The organism is Streptomyces colwelliae (assembly GCF_048158785.1).
Taxonomy (GTDB): Bacteria; Actinomycetota; Actinomycetes; order Streptomycetales; family Streptomycetaceae; genus Streptomyces.
In genome coordinates this window covers 1-18160 of record NZ_JBLTJC010000208.1, presented here as the reverse complement: position 1 = coordinate 18160, position 18160 = coordinate 1, and the positions used below count along the sequence as shown (strand labels likewise).

The window sequence follows — 18160 nt, the reverse complement described above, 5'->3', positions numbered from 1 at the left end:
GACGAAGGGCCGTACTCTCCGCACTGACCGCCGCCGCGGCCCTGATCCTCGCCGGACTCACCACCGGCGGGACCGCCGAGGCCGCCACCGCCCGCCAGGTCGAGGCCCTCGACCGGGGTGTCGTCAGCGTCCACACGGACACCGGCAACCTGGTCAGCTGGCGCTGGCTCGGCACCGACCCCGACGCCATCTCCTTCAACGTCTACCGCGCCGGTACGAAGGTCAACTCGGCCCCGATCACCGGCTCCACGAACTACTTCCACGCCGGCGCCCCCGCCCAGGCCGACTACACCGTCCGCGCGATCGTCGGCGGTGTGGAACAGGCCGACTCGGTCCACGCGATCCAGTTCCGCACCGGCTACAAGGACGTCCCGATCACCCCACCCGCCGGCGGCACCACCCCCGACGGAGTCGCGTACACCTACGAGGCCAACGACGCCTCCGTGGGCGACCTCGACGGCGACGGCCGCCTCGACTTCGTCCTCAAGTGGCAGCCCACGAACGCCAAGGACAACTCCCAGTCCGGCTACACCGGCAACACGATCCTCGACGGGATCACCCTCGACGGCACCCGCCTGTGGCGCGTCGACCTGGGCCGCAACATCCGCTCCGGCGCGCACTACACACAGTTCCAGGTGTACGACTACGACGGCGACGGCAAGGCCGAGATCGCCATGAAGACGGCCGACGGCACGGTCGACGGCGCGGGCACGGTCATCGGCAACTCGGCGGCGGACTACCGCAATTCGAGCGGCTACGTGCTGTCCGGACCCGAGTACCTGACCATGTTCGACGGACAGACCGGCAAGGCGATGGGCACCGTCGACTACGTCCCGGCACGCGGCACGGTCTCCTCCTGGGGCGACTCCTACGGCAACCGCGTCGACCGATTCCTCGCCGGTACCGCCTACTTGGACGGCAGCCGCCCCTCCCTGATCATGGCGCGCGGCTACTACACGCGCACGGTGATCGCCGCCTGGGACTGGCGCGGCGGCGCCTTCACCCGCAGCTGGACCTTCGACACCAATTCCTCGACCAACACCGGCAAGGGCTACGACGCCCAGGGCAACCACCAGTTGGCGATCGCCGACGTCGACGGGGACGGCAAGGACGAGATCGTGTACGGCTCGATGGCCGTCGACGACAACGGCTCCGGCCTGTGGACCACGAAGAACGGCCACGGAGACGCCCTGCACGTAGGCGACTTGGACCCCTCCCGCCCGGGCCTGGAGGAGTTCAAGGTCGACGAGGACGCGTCGAAACCGTCCTCGTGGATGGCGGACGCGAAGACCGGCGCGGTCATCTGGTCCACGCCGGCCAACGGCGACAACGGCCGCGGTGTCTCCGGGGACATCTGGGCGGGCAGTGCGGGCGCCGAGTCCTGGTCGGCGTCGGAGAGCGGCGTCCGCGGCCCGAAGGGCACGGTGGTGGCGAGCCGCAAGCCCTCCAGCACCAACTTCCTTTCCTGGTGGGACGGCGACCCGGTGCGCGAACTCCTCGACGCCACCCACATCGACAAGTACGGCACGACCGCCGACACCCGCCTGCTGACCGCCGCCGGCGTCCACTCCAACAACAGCACCAAGGCGACCCCGTCCCTGTCCGGAGACATCCTCGGCGACTGGCGCGAGGAAGCCGTCTGGCCCACCACGGACAACACGGCGCTACGGATCTACTCGACCCCGTACGAGACGACGACCAGGATCACGACCTTGCTCCACGACACCCAGTACCGCACGGCCCTGGCCTGGCAGAACACCGCCTACAACCAGCCGCCGCACCCGAGCTTCTACATCGGCGACGGGATGACGACGGCGCCTCGGCCGACTGTATTTACGCCATGAGATACACGGCATGAGACAGGCGGCTGCGCGCCGGAAGCGCGCAGCCGCCCTCTCCGCTCAGACGACCGCGCAGCTCTGATCGCCCACCTTGAACGCGCCCGGTTTCGTGTTCGCCCCTGACCAGCTCCCCGTGAACCCGAAGCCCACCGAAGACCCCGCCGCGACCGTCCCGTTCCAGCTCACGTTCTTCGCCGTCACCGCCGCGCCCGACTGGGTCCAGTCGGCGTTCCACAGCTGCCCGATCTGCTGCCCGTCGGCGAAGGACCAGCCAAGTGCCCAGCCGTTCCAGGCGGTTGAGCCGGTGTTGGTCAGCTGCACGTCCGCCTGGAAGCCGCCCGCCCACTGATTCGTGATCTTGTACGTCACCGCGCAGGCGCCCGTCGGCGTCGGATCGGTACCGCCGCCCCCGCTCCCGCCGTCGCCCGCGTCGGAGGAGTCGCCGTAGACGACCCCGCGACCGTTCGTCGACACGTACACCCGGCCGTACACCCTCGGGTCACCGGTGATCGCCGCACCCGTCCAACCCCACTGGTGTGCACCGTCGTTGATCCGCGTCCAGGTCGCGCCCTTGTCGGTCGAGCGGAAGATGCCGCGTACACCGCCGATCTTCGCGCTCGTGTAGAGGGTCTGGTACGAGGCACCGGTCGCGGCCTTGCCGAAGCCGATGGTGTCGGCCTGGTCGACGTTCGCGAGCTTGGCGAAGGTGGCGCCGCCGTCCGTGGAGTGCCACAGCCCGTACGCCCCGTCGCTCGCCCCGCCTGCCAGCCAGACGTCCCCCTTCGTGCCGGACAAAGCCTTGAAGCGCACGCTGTCACCGGAGGGGAGGCCCGCCGCGGTCGACGTGGTGAAGGTCGCCCCGCCGTCCGAACTGACGTAGAAACGACCCGACTTGAAGCCGTAGAAGGTCTTCGCGTCCACCCGGTCCGCCTCGACGATCGCGCCCGCCGGGATACCGCCGGACGCCGACCAGGACGAGCCGAAACCCGTCGTGTATTGCACACCCGCACCCGCCGGACTCCACACGAACCGACTTCCGTCGGCCGCCGCGGCCACGGTCCCGCCACCGCTCACGCCCGAAGGGTCGGTCCCCGCGAACCAGTTGGCGCCGTTGTCCGTCGAGAACGCGATGTGCGCCCCCGAATCCACATTGCCCACGCGCACCACCGTGTTGGGGTTGGTCTCCGCGAAGTCGAGGCTCGTGGTCGTCGTGAAGTTCGGCGAAGTGAACATCATCGACGGGACCTTGGCCAGATCCGTGTGCCGGAACCCGCCGATGTCGCCCAGCGCGCTGAGGAGTTGGGCCCCGCCGGACGGGGGAGCGGCGAGGTCGTTCACGGCCGTCTCCTCCAGCCCCTGCACCATCGGCTTCACGGTGAACTGGCCGCCGCTGTCCCAGTTCGTCAGGTTCTCCGTGCCGTAGAGCGTCGCGCCCGTCCCGTACATCATCCGGTTGGAGTTGAACGGGTCGATCTCCAGCGACTCGGTCATCCAGCCGAGTTTCGGGGCCTGTTCGGGCGGCGACGGGTTCGCGCCGAAGGTGAGCCAGGGCGAGGACGACACATCCATGGTGTAGCGGTTCGCACGGTTGGGATACGACGTGTAGTCCCACGACTTCGTCCAGGTGCCGCCGCTGTCCGTGGAGCGGAAGATCTGCGTGTCCGGCCACCAGGAGCTGTACGCCGTCGCCATCACGGTCCCGGGATGCTGCCGGTCGACGGTCAGCCCGCTGAAGCCGTAGTAGGTGTCGGCCTCCGCGACCGGGCTGATGTCCGTCCACGTTCCGGTCGCGGTCGCGTACCGCCACAACCGCCCCTTGCCGCCGTCGTACGGCCCGCCCTTGTCGCTGTATGCGATGTACAGATAACCGTTGACCGCATCCAGTACACCCTTGTGGGCCAGATACCCGGTGGGCTGTCCGGCCACCCGGCTCCAGGTCGCACCCGCGTCCGTCGACCGGTACACGGCGTTGGCCTGGTCGGCGACACCGACGTAGATCGTTCTGGTCGCGTTGCCGGCGGTACCCGTCGACTCGTCGAAGGTGACCCACACGATGCCCTGGTTGTCGTTGGCGTAGCCGCTCGTGTCGGTCGGATCCTGCACGTAGTTGCCGACGTTGGGGAAGTTCGTCACCTGCGACCAGGTGACCCCGGAGTCCGTGGACCGCCACAACCCCTTCCCACTCGGCGCACCGAGATACAGCACGCTGTCCTTGTTGGGATCGACGGCCAGCCGCTCACCCATACCGCGCCCCGGCATGTTCCCGCCGAGCTTGAACGGCAGATCGGTCTTCTGCCAACTCCCGCCCCGGTCGGCCGACCTGAGCACGGCACCGTTCGTCGGGTCCCAACTGTTCGTGTACGTACCGACAGCCGCGTACACCTTGTCCGGATCGACCGAGTCGGAAGCGAGACTCACCACCCCGGTGTGCCCCCACTCGTCCCACCCGACCGAGTCCAGCAACGGCGTCCAGGTCTTCGTCGCCTCCTGCCAGCGATAGGCCCCGCCGATGTCGGTACGTGCGTAGGCGAGGTTCTTCTCCTTCCGGTTGAAGACGACACCGGGCACGAACCCGCCGCCGTCGATCCGGGCGTTGTGCCATGTGTAGGTGTCGGCCGCGAGCGCGACTTTCGGCACGTTCGCGTTCGCGGCAAGGGCGGATGGACTGCCCGCCAAGAGACCGGCGGCGAGAGCCAGGACGGCCGTGAGGATTCGGGTTCTTCGCACGGGGGGTCCTCTCATGAAGAGGGGTTCAAGACACGAGCGCCGGGCGACCCCCAGTGCGGGTGGGGGCCGCCCGGCCGGTAGGCCTCGTCGTCAGGTGACGAGACCACGCACGCGGAACTTCGGGCACTCTCTGAGAAACGGCGCTGTCCAACGCCCCTGCTTTTGTCTTTAGGGGCGCGGGGAACTGCGCGACCAGCCACAACGGACCGGCAGCCAAACAACCGCCCAACCCGCGGAGCGCCTCGCGGGGCTATTCAAGAAGCTCCGCGTACGACCCCATGGCCAAGGCGACATCCGCCTGAGCCCAGAACCGGTGATACGTGAAGACAGGCGCGGCCCCACCCGCCAGATAGCTCTGGATCTTCGACCACGCCGGATCGTTCTTATAGAAGGACCGCAACGAGGCGAACGTGGAAGCGGAGTTGACCACGTCCCCGTTCGGCATCGTCCCGCTCCACCCACTCGGCACATACACACTGTCGTCGAACCGGTTGTAGTCCGCGCGAGTCTCCGGAACGGCGACACCCAGGCTGTCCTGGTAGTTGCCCCACATGCCGTCCAGCAGCGCCTTGGCCGTCGTCTTCGCCGCCGAGTTACCGGACTTCGCGGCGTAGTACGTCAGCGTCTTGGCATACGCGGCCGCGACACCGACGTCATTGGTGTAGTCGGCCACGGTGACATGAAGTCCCGTGTTAGCACCGGGACTTGACGCGTTCCACGTATCCGGCTGCCCCGACCACTGCAACGTCGAGGGAATCAGATACGTCCCGTCCGGATTGATCGTGGTCTTGGACAACGCCCACGCCACCCACTTGTCGAGAACCGCCTTCGCGCTCGCGTTCCCCGTCTGCTGGTAGTACTCGGCGACCCGCTCCATCGACCACGCCTGGAAGCCGAACCACTGGTTGGACGGCGGATCGTGGTAGACGGGCTGCTGGTCGTAGTACATGCCGTAGAACGTCGACGTCCCGGCCGGCGGACTCGCGTACCGCCCCTGCCAACTGTTCGTCGCCCCACCGGCGATGGCACCCTCGCTCGACTGGAGCCAGCGGTAGAACTCCAGCTGTCGCGACAGCGAGGTACCCCAATCGGCCGCGCCCGTAGTGGACTTGGGCTTCAGATCGGCGTACGAACTCAACGCGTAGGCGGCCAACGGGTTTTGGTAGCCCCCGTGCACATGGCTGGACCCGATGCGCCAGGCCCAGCCCGCGCTGGTGTCATTGGCGCCGCCCCACGCGTAGTACCAGGACAGCAGATAGTCCGAGGCGTCCTTGCCGGTCCCGGCAGGGCACGTGGACGGTCCGACGCAAGTGCCGATTTTCTTGAAGTACTTGTCGTACATGGCGTAGCGCAGATAGTCGCCCATCTTGGCCGCCTTGCCGACGGTCGTGGAGACGTCGGTGCCCTTGCCCTGCTCCTTGGCCCACACGTCTGCCCAGTACGCGGCCTGCACGGCCCGCGCGTCGGCGTCGGGAGCGTCCGTGTACTTCCACTGCTTGGCGTACGACGAGTCACCGGTGAAGAGGTCCAAGTACCCGTTCGTACCGCCGTACTTGAAGGCGTCGCAGGTCGGCTGCGGCACCGTCTCCCACACCGACTCCTGCGCTCCGCGCTGGAAGGTGTTGATGTACGACGGCCCGCTCGCCGTCGGCCCCGCCTCGCACCCGCCGCCCGGCGTGTCGCCGTAGCCGTAGGTGTTGTCGACGTCCTCCAGCCAGTGCATACCGTAGACATCGTCCGTACCGTATGCGGTCTTCAGTTCACCGGCGATCGGATCCGATCCCACCGGCACCGAGGGGTCGAGCTTCGCCGGATACTCGTTCGGGGTGTCCAGCTCCGGCGCGTAGGTCGCCGGCTTCGAGGCGTTGTAGAAGGAGTTCGTCGGCTGGTCGGCGTGGGTCGGGATCATGTACTTCTCCATGAGGGCCCAGGCACCGTTGAACTTGGACCAGTCGCCCGTCACCTTGCCGTACATCGCCTGTAGCCACAGCAGATAGCTGTACGCCTCCGACGTGGTCTCGTGCCCCTGGTCCGGCGCCTCGACGATCAGGGTCTCCACCGAGTGGTAGGGGACGCCCTGAGGCGAGAAGTAGCCGTTCGCCGGGTTGGTGATCTTGCCGTAGAGGTCCAGGAAACGGGCGTCGTACGTGTTCGCCGCCGCCAGCTCCGTCACCGTGACCGTCGCCTTGGTGAAGCCCGTCGCCGTCGACTCGAAGGACGCCGAACCGGTGCCCGACGCGTCCGCCGTGAGGGTCACTGTCTGCGCGGTGCTCCAGTTCGACGGCGTGAAGGTGAGCGTCCCGCCGCCGGTGACCGACAGCCCCGTGTTGCCGCTCGCGCGAGCCGTCGAGACGGTCACGTTCGACGACGGCTGCGAGGACAGCGACACCGCGTACGTGCCCGACTTCCCCTGCTGGACGCCCAGTTGGGTCGGCGAGGCCACCACCGCGGGTCCCGACGCGACCGTGATGCCGACCGGTGTGGACTCCCCGGACGCGCCCAGGCTGTCGTAGGCCTTCGCCACCAGCGAGTGACTGCCCACGGTCAACCCAGAGGCCGAAAGAGAGTACGGCGAGCTCGTGTCCGTGCCGAGCAGCGTGGTGTCGTCGTAGAACTCGACCTTGCTGATCGTCGCGTTGTCGGCCGCCGCCGCGGTCGCCGCGAGCGGGACCGCGGCCCCCTGCGTGTAGATCGCGCCCGCGCTCGGGCTGGTCAGCACGGTGATCGGCGGCTGGTGCGCGCCGGCGCAGGTGGTGCCGTTGACCGCGAACGAGGCGGGCGCGGTGTTGGTGCCGCTGTAGGTGAACTGCGCGCCGGTCGAGACGGCCGCGCCCGCGGCGATCGTCCCGTTGTACGACGCGTTCGTCACCGAGACCGCGCTGCCGGACTGGGACCAGGTGCCGTTCCAGCCGTTGCTGAGCTTCTGGTTGCCCGCGTAGGCGTACGTCAGGGTCCAGCCGTTGATCGCGTCCGTACCCCGGTTGGTGAGGGTCAGATCCGCGGTGAAGCCGGAGCCCCAGTCATTGGTCTTGTAGTCCACGCTGCACTGAACTGTCGCCGCCTGGGCGGGAGTTGTACCGGTCGCCAGCATCGAGACCGGAAGAGCGAGGGCCGCCACGACAGCGGTCCAGAGTCTCCGCGTCACGCGGCGTCTCCTTCTGGGGTGCATGTGCTGGTTCCTCCTTGCGGCTCGGAGAAGGTGGGGGCGGAGCAGCAACAAGCCTTGAACCAGTGGGAGCGCTCCCATCGTGAGGACGGGGGTGGGAGCCGTCAAGGTGCTTACGGAGTCGAAAAGATTCGACGGACATGGACTGAGGGAAAGTCAGCGAAAGTCTGTGACTCCCCTGTCCTTTACCGTCACTTGGCGCTACCTTCCTGGACACCAGTGGGAGCGAATCCGTCAGTCGACGCGTCCGAACGACGTGTCCGAGCTGCAAGGACTCGCTCATGCGACACCCCCCGCGTTCAGTACTTTTAGCCGTGGCCGGTGCGACCGCCCTTGTCGGGGCCATGGTCGTACCGGTGGTCACGGCGTCCGGCGCCACTCCCGCGTGCACGGTGGAGTACTCGGTCACCAGCCAGTGGGACACCGGCTTCCAGGGCGCAGTGCAGATCACCAACAACATGGCACCGGTGAGCAGTTGGAGCCTGAGCTTCGACTTCGCCGGCGGCCAGAAGGTCACCCAGGGCTGGAACGCCAAGTGGTCCCAGTCCGCCACGACGGTCACCGCGACCAACGAGAGCTGGAACGGCTCGCTCGGCACCGGCGCGAGCGTCAGCGCCGGGTTCCTCGCCAACTGGTCGGGGAGCAACGCCGTACCGTCCGCGTTCAAGCTCAACGGGACGACCTGCAACGTCGATGCGGAGCCGACACCACCGACCTCGCCGCCTCCGACCTCACCACCGCCGAGCGGCACCGCACCCGCACTGCACGTCTCCGGGAACAAGCTCGTGGACGCCGACGGCACCAACCGCCGTCTGCTCGGCGTCAATCGGTCCGGCGGCGAGTTCATGTGCGTACAGGGCTACGGCATCTGGGACGGCCCGGCGGACGACGCGGCCGTCGCGGCGATCGCCGACTGGAAGGCCAACACGGTCCGCATTCCCCTCAACGAGGAGTGCTGGCTGGGCCTTTCCAACATCAAGCCCGAGTACGCGGGCGCCAACTACATCGCCGCCGTCAAGGACCTGGTGGCGAAGGTCGAGGCGCACGGCATGACGCCGATCGTCGAACTGCACTGGACCTACGGCCAGTACACCGGCAACTCGGCGGGCTGCTCCGACGTGCACGCCACCTGCCAGAAGCCGATGCCGGACGCGCAGTACACACCATCGTTCTGGTCCTCGGTCGCCAGCACCTTCAAGGGCGACCAGGCCGTCGCGTTCGACCTGTTCAACGAGCCCTACCCGGACCGCGCGACCTCCACGACCACCCAGGCATGGGAGTGCTGGCGGGACGGCGGCACCTGCCCCGGCATCGGGTACGAAGTCGCCGGTATGCAGGATCTCGTCGACGCCGTACGGTCCACCGGCGCCACGAACATCATCATGGCCGGCGGGCTCGCGTACTCGAACGACCTGAGCCAGTGGCTGACCTACAAGCCCACCGATCCCACCGGCAATCTCGTCGCCGCGTACCACGTGTACAACTTCAACACCTGCGCGAGCGAGAGCTGCTGGAACTCAACGCTCGCCCCCGTCGCGGCCCAAGTACCGCTGGTGGCAGGGGAGATCGGCGAGAACACCTGCTCGCACGCCTTCGTCGACCAGGTCATGAAGTGGTTCGACGACCGCGGGCTCTCGTATCTCGGCTGGACCTGGAACACCTGGGACTGTTCCGCGGGTCCGTCCCTGATCTCCGCCTACGACGGCACGCCCACGGCGTACGGCATCGGGCTGCGTGACCATCTGCGCGCCCTCAACGGATAGGCGCCCCCGAACAGCGCACACCGCAGCACCCGCAACCAACTTCCTTCACAGACAAGGAAACCCGCACTCATGAGCCGTACCAGAACAGCGTTGCTCGCTGCCTTGGTGCTCGTCGCCGGGGCCTCGGGGACGGCGGTCGCCGCCATCCCCTCGGCGGACGTCGGCATCGCCGCGATCCCGTGCAGCGTCGACTACAAGGTGCAGAACCAGTGGGACACCGGCTTCACCGCCGCCGTCACGATCACCAACAACGGGGCCGCGAAGTCCAGTTGGGCCGCGAAGTGGTCGTACGCCGGTAACCAGAAGATCACCAGCGGCTGGAACGCGAAGATCAGCCAGAGCGGGACCGCCGTCACGGCGGCCAACGAGACCTACAACGGGAGTCTGGCGACCGGGAGTTCGGTCAGCTTCGGCTTCAACGCCTCCTACAGCGGCACCAACGCGCTGCCGACCACCTTCACCCTCGACGGCGTGACCTGCAACGTCGACGACGGCAGTGGTGGGGGAGGGGGTGGCGGCACCGATCCCAGCGGGCGGGTCGACAACCCGTACGCGGGCGCCAAGGTGTACGTGAACCCGGAGTGGTCCGCGAAGGCTGCCGCCGAGACCGGCGGCAGCCGGATCTCCAGCCAGCCCACCGGCGTCTGGCTCGACCGCATCGCCGCGATCAACGGTGTCAGCGGCGGGATGGGCCTGCGTGCCCACCTCGACGCGGCGCTCGCCCAGAAGGGCACCGGCGAAGAGGTCGTCCAACTCGTCGTCTACGACCTGCCCGGGCGTGACTGCGCGGCCCTGGCCTCGAACGGCGAGCTCGGCCCGACCGAGATCGGCCGCTACGAGAGCGAGTTCATCGACCCGATCGCCGCGATCCTCGCCGACAGCAAGTACGCCTCGCTGCGGATCGTCACCACGATCGAGATCGACTCGCTGCCCAACCTCGTGACCAACACCGGCAGTAAGGCCACCGCCACCCCGCAGTGCGACACGATGCTCGCCAACGGCAACTACGTGAAGGGCGTCGGATACGCGCTCAACAAGCTCGGCGCGATCCCCAACGTCTACAACTACATCGACGCCGGACACCACGGCTGGCTCGGCTGGGACGACAACTTCGCCCCTTCCGCGAACCTCTTCTACCAGGCCGCGAACGCCGAGGGCGCGACCGTGAACGACGTGGCCGGCTTCATCACCAACACGGCCAACTACAGCGCCCTGAAGGAGAACAACTTCACCGTCAACGACAGCGTGAACGGTGTCTCCGTGCGCCAGTCCAAGTGGGTCGACTGGAACCGCTACGTGGACGAGCAGTCGTACGCCCAGGCATTCCGCAACCAGTTGGTGTCGGTGGGCTTCAACTCCGGTATCGGCATGCTGATCGACACGTCGAGGAACGGGTGGGGTGGTTCTGCTCGGCCTACCGGTCCGGGAGCAACTACCAGTGTGGACACGTACGTTGACGGCGGGCGCTACGACCGGCGGATCCAGGTCGGGAACTGGTGCAACCAGTCCGGTGCGGGCCTCGGTGAGCGGCCGCAGGCCGCCCCCGCCACCGGGATCGACGCGTATGTGTGGATGAAGCCGCCGGGGGAGTCGGACGGGTCCAGCACGGCCATCGCCAATGACGAGGGCAAGGGGTTTGACCGGATGTGCGATCCGACGTACACGGGTAATGCGCGCAACGGGAACAACATGTCCGGTGCGCTGGCGAATGCTCCGTTGTCCGGGCACTGGTTCTCGGCGCAGTTCCAGCAGCTGATGGCCAACGCGTACCCCCCGCTGTAGGTGCCGTTGGTTGCGTCGAGTTTTTAGCTGCGGGCCGTGTGTGGCTGGTCGCGCAGTTCCCCGCGCCCCTTAAACGGGGCGTGGGGGTCAGCCCTCGTTGGACAGGGCCCGGCGGATAGCGAACTCCACCGCCGAGTAGTTGCCGTCGGACCGGTCCAACTCGTACGGCGCCGCCGGCAACAGCGGCGGCTGGCCCATGAAACGGGGGCGGGCGCCGTGGTGGGGCTGGGCCGCGTGGACCAGGAAGGGGTGGCAGAGGTAGACGTCACCGGGCTGACCGGTGGCGTACGTGAGGGGGCGCCCGGCGGATGCCTCGGCCACCTTCGGGCCGAGGGTGAGCGAGGAGGCGCCCTTCTCGCCGTACGGTTCGAGGACGCGTGGGACGTCGAGGTGGGAGCCGACCCGGATGCGCGTCGGCGCGTTCTCCTCGGTGACCTCGGAGTAGAGCATCAGCATCAGCAGGGCCCGGCCGCGCGAGGCGAGGTTCGCGTACGGCCACTCGTTCTCCGCGCCCTCCGCCGCGTAGCTGCCCTCGATGTGCCAGCCGGCGTCGTCCGGTTCCGTCGCGTGCGGGAAGCGCAGCGGGAAACTGCCCACCGAGTACCGTGACTGCCACCGGCCGACGCCCACCAGCAGGTCGAACGCCTCATGCAGGACAGGGGAGTTGACCGAGGCGGCGAAGGGTCCCTGGGCCATGTCGCTCACCCACACCACGGGGTCCTTCCAGGTGCCGGGGTCCTCCGCGTCGTAGCCCGTCTCCCGCCACAGCAGCCGAGCGCAGTGCTCGGCGACCCGCGGTGGGAAGGCCCCCTCGATCTTCACGAACCCGTCTTCGAGGAAGCGTTCCACCATCACGTCGTCCATACGGGCATGCTCGGTGACCGGCTGCCTCCGGCGCATCCGATTTTTCGCTGCTCCCTTTCGCTGCTCCTTTTTTGCCGCTTCGGCAACGGGAGTGGCCGTCGAACGGTGCGTCGGCGCAGGCTGGCGGCACGCGGACGAGAGGCTGACCACCATGGCGCACGAGCACGATCACGACCACAAGCAGGGCCAGGACCACGACCACAAGCCGGGCCTGAGTCACCACCACGACCACACCGACATCGACTGGGCCGTCATGGGCCCCCTGCTGGAGACCCAGGCGGAGCTGTTCGCGCCGCTGTACGAGCGGGCCATGGCGTGGCTCGCGAAGGAGCGCACCGATCCGGGGCTGATCGTCGACGTGGGCAGCGGGCCCGGTGTGGTCGCGTGTCTGTTCGCGGAGACGTTCCCGGGTGCCCGGGTCGTCGCGGTGGACGGTTCCGAACCGCTCCTGGAGCGCGCCCGCGCCCGCGCCGACCGGCTGGGCTTCGGTGATCGTTTCAGCACGCTGGCCGGTGAACTGCCCGAGGTTCTGGGGCAGTTGGAGTATCCGGCCGACCTGCTGTGGGCCAGCCGCAGCCTGCACCACCTCGGTGACCAGCGCGCCGGTCTCGCCGCGTTCGCGGAGCGGCTCGCGCCCGGCGGCACCCTCGCCATCATGGAGGGCGGCCTGCCCTCCCGGTTCCTGCCCCGCGACTTCGGCATCGGCCGTCCGGGCCTGGAGTCGCGGATCGACGCGATCGAGGCCGAGTGGTTCGCGCAGATGCGCGCCGACCTCCCCGGCGCGGTCACCGAGACCGAGGACTGGCCCGCCCTGCTGACCTCGGTCGGCCTGAAGCACACCGGCAGCCGCAGCTTCCTCCTCGACCTGCCCGCCCCGGCCCCGGACCGCGTCCGCGCCTACGCCGCGGCCTGGCTGACCCGCGTCCGTGACACCTACGGCGAGGCCCTCGACGCCGACGACATGGCGACCCTCGACCGGCTCGTCGACCCCGAGGACCCGGCGAGTGTGCACCGGCGTGCCGATGTGTTCGTGCTCGCCGCGCACACCGTGCACACGGCGGTGCGGGCCGGCTGAGACGGCCCGTGAACTCGACGTGTCGAAGTGATCTCGACGGGTCGCGGGGGTCCGTGATCTCGGCGGCTTGACTTCGAGCCTGCTCAAGGTGATGAACTGCCCCTCCGACTGCGCGGAGTTCACCGACCCACGGGGGGACCATCACCATGAACGACAACTCTCACGTCGCGCTCATAACCGGCGGCGGCAGTGGCATCGGGGCCGCCGTCGCCCGGCAACTCCTCAGCGCCGGGGGCCGGGTGGCCGTCACCGGCCGCAGCGAGCAGCGGCTGCACGCCTTTGCCGCTCAACTGGGCCACCCCGAGGGCCTGTTGACGATCCCCGGCAGTGCCGCCGAGTACGACGAGGTGCAGGCCGCCGTCGAGACGACCCTCAAACAGTTCGGTCGGCTCGACGCGGTCGTCGCCAACGCCGGGATCGCCACGCACGACTCGGTCGCCGAGGGCGACCCGGCCGGGTGGACCGAGATGGTGCTCACCAACGTCCTCGGCCCCGCCCTGCTGATCCGGGCGTCCGTCGACGCGCTGAAGCAGACGCACGGCCGGATCGTGCTGATCGGCAGCGTCGCCGGGTTCGTGCACACCCCCGGCAACATCTACGGCGCGACCAAGTGGGCGATGACCGGTCTCGCCGAGAACACCCGGCGCGAGGTCACCGAGTTCGGCATCGGGGTGACGCTGGTCGCCCCCGGCCGCGTGGAGACCCCGTTCTGGGACGGCAACGGCAGCCTGCCGCCCGGCCATCTCCTCACCGCCGACCAGATCGCCGACACGATCCTCTGGTCGATCCGCCAGCCCGCCGGCGTCGACATCAACACCGTCGTCGTACGGCCGATCGGGCAGCCCAACTGACGTAGCGGACCCAACTCGTCCACGGGAAAGGCCCGTTGTCGCGAACCGTCGAGAACAGTCGCGACAACGGGCCAAGTCATGTCCTCCCGGGCTCAGTTGTTCGCCAGGAACTGCTTCGCCAGCTGGTCGCCCAGCGAGACCGCCGCGCTGTGGCTCTCGATGGGGGAGACCGTCGAGTTCTTGAACAGGATGTACGTCACGCCGGACTCGGCCCCGCCGGTCGCCGGGTCGGGGTCGATGCCGAGGGCGCTGGCCGTGGCGTACGAGGCCTCGCCGATGATGTTGGTGGGGCCGGTGTCGCCGACGACCGCGTACTCGACCTTGTTGTTGTAGATCACGGCGACCACGCCGCCGCCCTTGATGCCGGCGCCGGAGTAGTTCCAGATGCTGCTGGAGCTGGGCACCACGATGTACGGCAGTGAATCCGCCTTCAGGGGCTGGCCGTTGGACTGGTGGAACGCCGTGTCGTCCTGGTACCAGGGGTCGGCGTTCTCGTTGCAGTTGGCGGTGCGCTGGCCGTCGCAGTCGATGTCCATGTCGGCCTTCCAGAACACGGCGCCGTTCTTGCCGCAGACCGGGATGGTGGCCGAGGTCTCGTCGTCGGTGCGGTACTTGCCGTTCGATATCTGCGAGCAGGACGTCACCTTGGAGAGCAGGTCGGCCGCGCTGACCGAGCCCTCCTGAGCCGACTTGGGGGTGGCGCCGGAGGCGCTCGCGGGGAGCACTCCGGCGGCGAGCAGGGCGGCACCTGAGGCCGCGGCGAGGGTCAGTGTTCGCATGCGCACTGTGGGGGACCCTTCTGTTAGGAAAGTTTCCTTACCGGGTGCGCAACAAGGTGGACCCGTCGGCATGCTCGCGTCAAGACCCTGGTACGAACCAAGTGGGCCGGCGGCGCGGAAAAATGATGGCGGCACGGAAAGACGATGCGCCCCGGAGCCGACAGGCTCCGGGGCGCTCGAACTACCTGGGGTTCAGGCCATGTGCCTTGATTTCAGGCCGCGTTGAACGTCGACGGGTCGGGACCCAGCCGCCGGTCCTCGTTCAGCGCGCTGATCGCCGCGAGGTCCTCGGTGTCCAGGCTGAAGTCGAAGACCTCGATGTTCTCCTTGATCCGCGACGGCGTCACGGACTTGGGGATCACCACGTTGCCGAGCTGGATGTGCCAGCGCAGGACGACCTGGGCCGGGGTGCGGCCGTGCTTCTGGGCGATGGCGACGATCGCCGGGACCTCCAGGAGGCCCTTGCCCGAGCCGAGCGGCGACCAGGCCTCGGTCGCGATGCCCTGCTCCGCCTGGTACTCGCGCCCGGCGCGCTGCTGGAACTGCGGGTGCAGTTCGATCTGGTCGACCGCCGGGATCACCGAGGTGCCCTCGATCAGCCGGGCCAGGTGGTCGGGTTCGAAGTTGGAGACGCCGATGGCACGAACCCGGCCGTCCGCGTACAGCTTCTCGAACGCCTTGTAGCTGTCGAGGTACTTGTCCCGGGCCGGGGTGGGCCAGTGGATCAGATACAGATCCAGGTACTCCAGGCCGAGCTTCGCCAGCGACACGTCGAAGGCGCGCAGTGTGGCGTCGTATCCCTGGTCGCTGTTCCAGAGCTTGGTGGTGACGAAGAGGTCCTCGCGCGGGATGTCGGACGCGGCGATGGCCTTGCCGGTGCCCTCTTCGTTGCCGTAGATCGCAGCCGTGTCGATGCTGCGGTACCCGGCCTCGAGCGCGGTGGCCACCGCCCGCTCCGCCTCGTCGTCCGGCACCTGCCAGACGCCGAAGCCCAGCTGGGGCATCTCGACACCGTTGTTGAGGATGATCGGGGGGACCTTGCTGCTCACGAGCTCTCGATCCTTCAGTCGTCGGGTGGTACTCACATCGTCAACGATCAGGGGCTGTGCCGCATTCCTGACCGCGTAATCCGTCCGGACCGAGCGGTGAATCGTCGCCGGTGGCCCAAGATTGGCGAGAAATGCATCCGATGTCATTCGGTCCGGACCATTGGCCGCGGACCGTGAACATGGTGCGCTCGTGTGAACGCCAGCACCTGTCTGGACTCCGAGACCCGCACCCCTCGGGAGAGCAGGTATGCGCGCATGAGCAGGACGTTGCCCGGGATCCTCCAGACGGAACATCGTATGCAGGAAACATCGGATGAAAAGGTGTGGTGAAGGCCTCGCCGACCACGGGCCCCCACGGCGAACGGACCGGCGGCGGGAGTTCAGGACCGGTACAGCGCCTCGACCTCGTTCGAGTACGTGTTCTCGATGGCCTTGCGCTTCAGCTTCAGGGACGGGGTCAGCAGCCCGTGTTCCTCGGTGAACGGCTGGGCCAGTATCCGGAAGGTGCGGATCGACTCGGCCTGCGAGACCAGGGTGTTGGCGGCGACCACCGCGCGCCGCACCTCGGTCTCCAGGTCGGCGTCCCGCACCAGCTCGGCCGGGGACAGCTGCGGCTTGCCGCGCATGGTGAGCCAGTGCTCGACGGCCTCGTGGTCGAGGGTGACCAGCGCGGCGATGTAGGGGCGGTCGTTGCCGACGACGATGCACTGCGAGACCAGCGGATGGTCCCGCACCCGCTCCTCGAGGAGCCCGGGCGCGACGCTCTTGCCGCCGGAGGTCACCAGGATCTCCTTCTTGCGCCCGGTGATGGTGAGATAGCCGTCCTCGTCGAGGGAGCCCAGGTCACCGGTGGCGAGCCAGCCGTCGTGCAGGGTCTCGTCGGTGGCCTTCTGGTTGTTGAGGTAGCCCTGGAAGATGTTGGGGCCGTTCAGCCAGATCTCGCCGTCGTCCGCGATGTGCACGGTGACACCGGGGATGGCCTGGCCGACCGTGCCGTAGCGGGTGCGCTCGGGCGGGTTGGCGGTCGCTGCGGCCGTCGACTCGGTGAGGCCGTAGCCCTCGTAGATCTGGACGCCCGCGCCCGCGAAGAACAGTCCGAGGCGGCGGTCCATGGCCGACCCGCCGGACATGGCGTTGCGGATACGGCCGCCCATCGCGGCCCGCACCTTGGAGTAGACGAGTTTGTCGAAGAGCTGGTGCTGCATGCGCAGCCCCGCCGACGGTCCGGGCCCGATGCCCCAGGCCTTCTCCTCGACCGCGTCCGCGTACCGCACCGCGATGTCGACGGCCTTCTCGAACGGGCCGGCCTTGCCGTCCTTCTCGGCCTTGCGGCGGGCCGCGTTGAAGACCTTCTCGAAGATGTACGGCACGGCGAGGATGAACGTCGGCTTGAACGCGACCAGGTCGGGCAGCAGGGCGGCCGCGTTGAGCTGCGGCTGGTGGCCGAAGCGGACCCCGCCGCGGATCGCCGCGACCTGCACCATCCGCCCGAAGACGTGCGCCAGCGGCAGGAACAGCAGGGTCGCGACCTCGTCGCCCTTCTTCGAGTGGAAGACGGACTCCCAGCGGTCGATGACCGTGTCCGCCTCGTACACGAAGTTGCCATGCGAGATGACACAGCCCTTGGGTCTGCCCGTGGTGCCCGAGGTGTAGATGATCGTCGCGGTCGAGTCCGGGGTGACGGCCTGGCGGTGCCGGTGCACCACCTCGTCGTCGATGTGCGCGCCGGCGTCGTACAACGCCTGCACGGCGCCCGTGTCGAGCTGCCACAGCTGGTGCAGCGCGGGGAGGCGGTCGATGACGGTGGCGATGGTCATCGCGTGGTCCTCGTGCTCGACCATCGCCGCCGAGACCTGCGCGTCGTGCAGCATCCAGAAGCACTGCTCGGCCGACGACGTGGGGTAGACCGGCACCACCTGGGCGCCGATCGTCCACAGCGCGTAGTCGAACAGCGTCCACTCGTACCGGGTGCGGGACATGATCGCGACCCGGTCGCCGAAGCGGATGCCCTGGGCGAGCAGTCCCTTGGCGAGGGCGAGGACCTCGTCGCGGAACTCGGCGGCGGTCACATCCCGCCATTCGTCCTGCTCGTCCTTGCGGCCGAGGGAGACATGGAGGGGGTCGTCCTGGGCACGCTCGAAGACGACGTCGGCCAGACCGCCCACCGGCGGTGCCAACGCCAACGGAGGGTTGTTGTACTCGCGCAAACCCCGCTCCCCGCTCCTGTTGGCACTCCCCTACAGCGCCGTGAAAGCTACCCCAC

General features: G+C 68.3%; 11 protein-coding genes. 5 read left to right on the top strand and 6 right to left on the bottom strand.

Annotated elements, in window-relative coordinates:
* The coding region (locus tag ACNFOC_RS33555; protein ID WP_416962806.1) for a rhamnogalacturonan lyase at positions 1-1844 on the top strand (1844 nt) is incomplete at its 5' end.
* 57 nt (positions 1845-1901) lie between these two features.
* Here the strand turns inward: ACNFOC_RS33555 and ACNFOC_RS33550 are convergent.
* Together ACNFOC_RS33550 and ACNFOC_RS33545 are read right to left on the bottom strand one after the other, a co-directional pair.
* Complete coding sequence (locus ACNFOC_RS33550; protein ID WP_416962805.1) at positions 1902-4568, bottom strand: cellulose binding domain-containing protein; 2667 nt, start codon at positions 4566-4568, stop codon at positions 1902-1904.
* Positions 4569-4818: 250 nt separating this feature from the next.
* Positions 4819-7737: a glycoside hydrolase family 48 protein gene (locus ACNFOC_RS33545; protein ID WP_416962804.1), complete on the bottom strand. Its 2919-nt coding sequence runs from the start codon at positions 7735-7737 to the stop codon at positions 4819-4821.
* Positions 7738-8015: 278 nt separating this feature from the next.
* Between ACNFOC_RS33545 and ACNFOC_RS33540 the strand changes: the two genes are divergently transcribed.
* Together ACNFOC_RS33540 and ACNFOC_RS33535 are read left to right on the top strand one after the other, a co-directional pair.
* The gene (locus ACNFOC_RS33540) at positions 8016-9497 is read left to right on the top strand and encodes a cellulase family glycosylhydrolase (protein WP_416962803.1); all 1482 of its coding nucleotides are present in this window, start codon (positions 8016-8018) and stop codon (positions 9495-9497) included.
* Positions 9498-9566: 69 nt separating this feature from the next.
* Positions 9567-11279 (top strand): glycoside hydrolase family 6 protein, encoded by a 1713-nt coding sequence (locus tag ACNFOC_RS33535; RefSeq protein ID WP_416962802.1) that lies wholly within the window; start codon positions 9567-9569, stop codon positions 11277-11279.
* Positions 11280-11366: 87 nt separating this feature from the next.
* On the opposite strand, the gene ACNFOC_RS33530 is transcribed toward ACNFOC_RS33535, so the two are convergent.
* The gene (locus tag ACNFOC_RS33530) at positions 11367-12143 is read right to left on the bottom strand and encodes a phytanoyl-CoA dioxygenase family protein (protein ID WP_416962801.1); all 777 of its coding nucleotides are present in this window, start codon (positions 12141-12143) and stop codon (positions 11367-11369) included.
* A 151-nt stretch (positions 12144-12294) separates the two neighbouring features.
* On the opposite strand from ACNFOC_RS33530, the gene ACNFOC_RS33525 reads away from it, so the two are divergent.
* Positions 12295-13218: a class I SAM-dependent methyltransferase gene (locus ACNFOC_RS33525; RefSeq protein ID WP_416962800.1), complete on the top strand. Its 924-nt coding sequence runs from the start codon at positions 12295-12297 to the stop codon at positions 13216-13218.
* A gap of 146 nt (positions 13219-13364) precedes the next feature.
* Entirely contained in the window at positions 13365-14069 is a 705-nt protein-coding gene (locus ACNFOC_RS33520; RefSeq protein ID WP_416962799.1) for an SDR family oxidoreductase, read from the top strand.
* A 92-nt stretch (positions 14070-14161) separates the two neighbouring features.
* On the opposite strand, the gene ACNFOC_RS33515 is transcribed toward ACNFOC_RS33520, so the two are convergent.
* From ACNFOC_RS33515 to ACNFOC_RS33505, 3 genes are all read right to left on the bottom strand, one after another.
* Positions 14162-14854 (bottom strand): glycoside hydrolase family 75 protein, encoded by a 693-nt coding sequence (locus ACNFOC_RS33515; RefSeq protein WP_416962798.1) that lies wholly within the window; start codon positions 14852-14854, stop codon positions 14162-14164.
* A gap of 206 nt (positions 14855-15060) precedes the next feature.
* Positions 15061-15897, bottom strand: coding sequence for an aldo/keto reductase (locus ACNFOC_RS33510; RefSeq protein WP_416962797.1), 837 nt, complete (start codon positions 15895-15897; stop codon positions 15061-15063).
* A 380-nt stretch (positions 15898-16277) separates the two neighbouring features.
* Complete coding sequence (locus tag ACNFOC_RS33505) at positions 16278-18104, bottom strand: AMP-dependent synthetase/ligase (RefSeq protein WP_416962796.1); 1827 nt, start codon at positions 18102-18104, stop codon at positions 16278-16280.
* Positions 18105-18160: the final 56 nt, after the last annotated feature.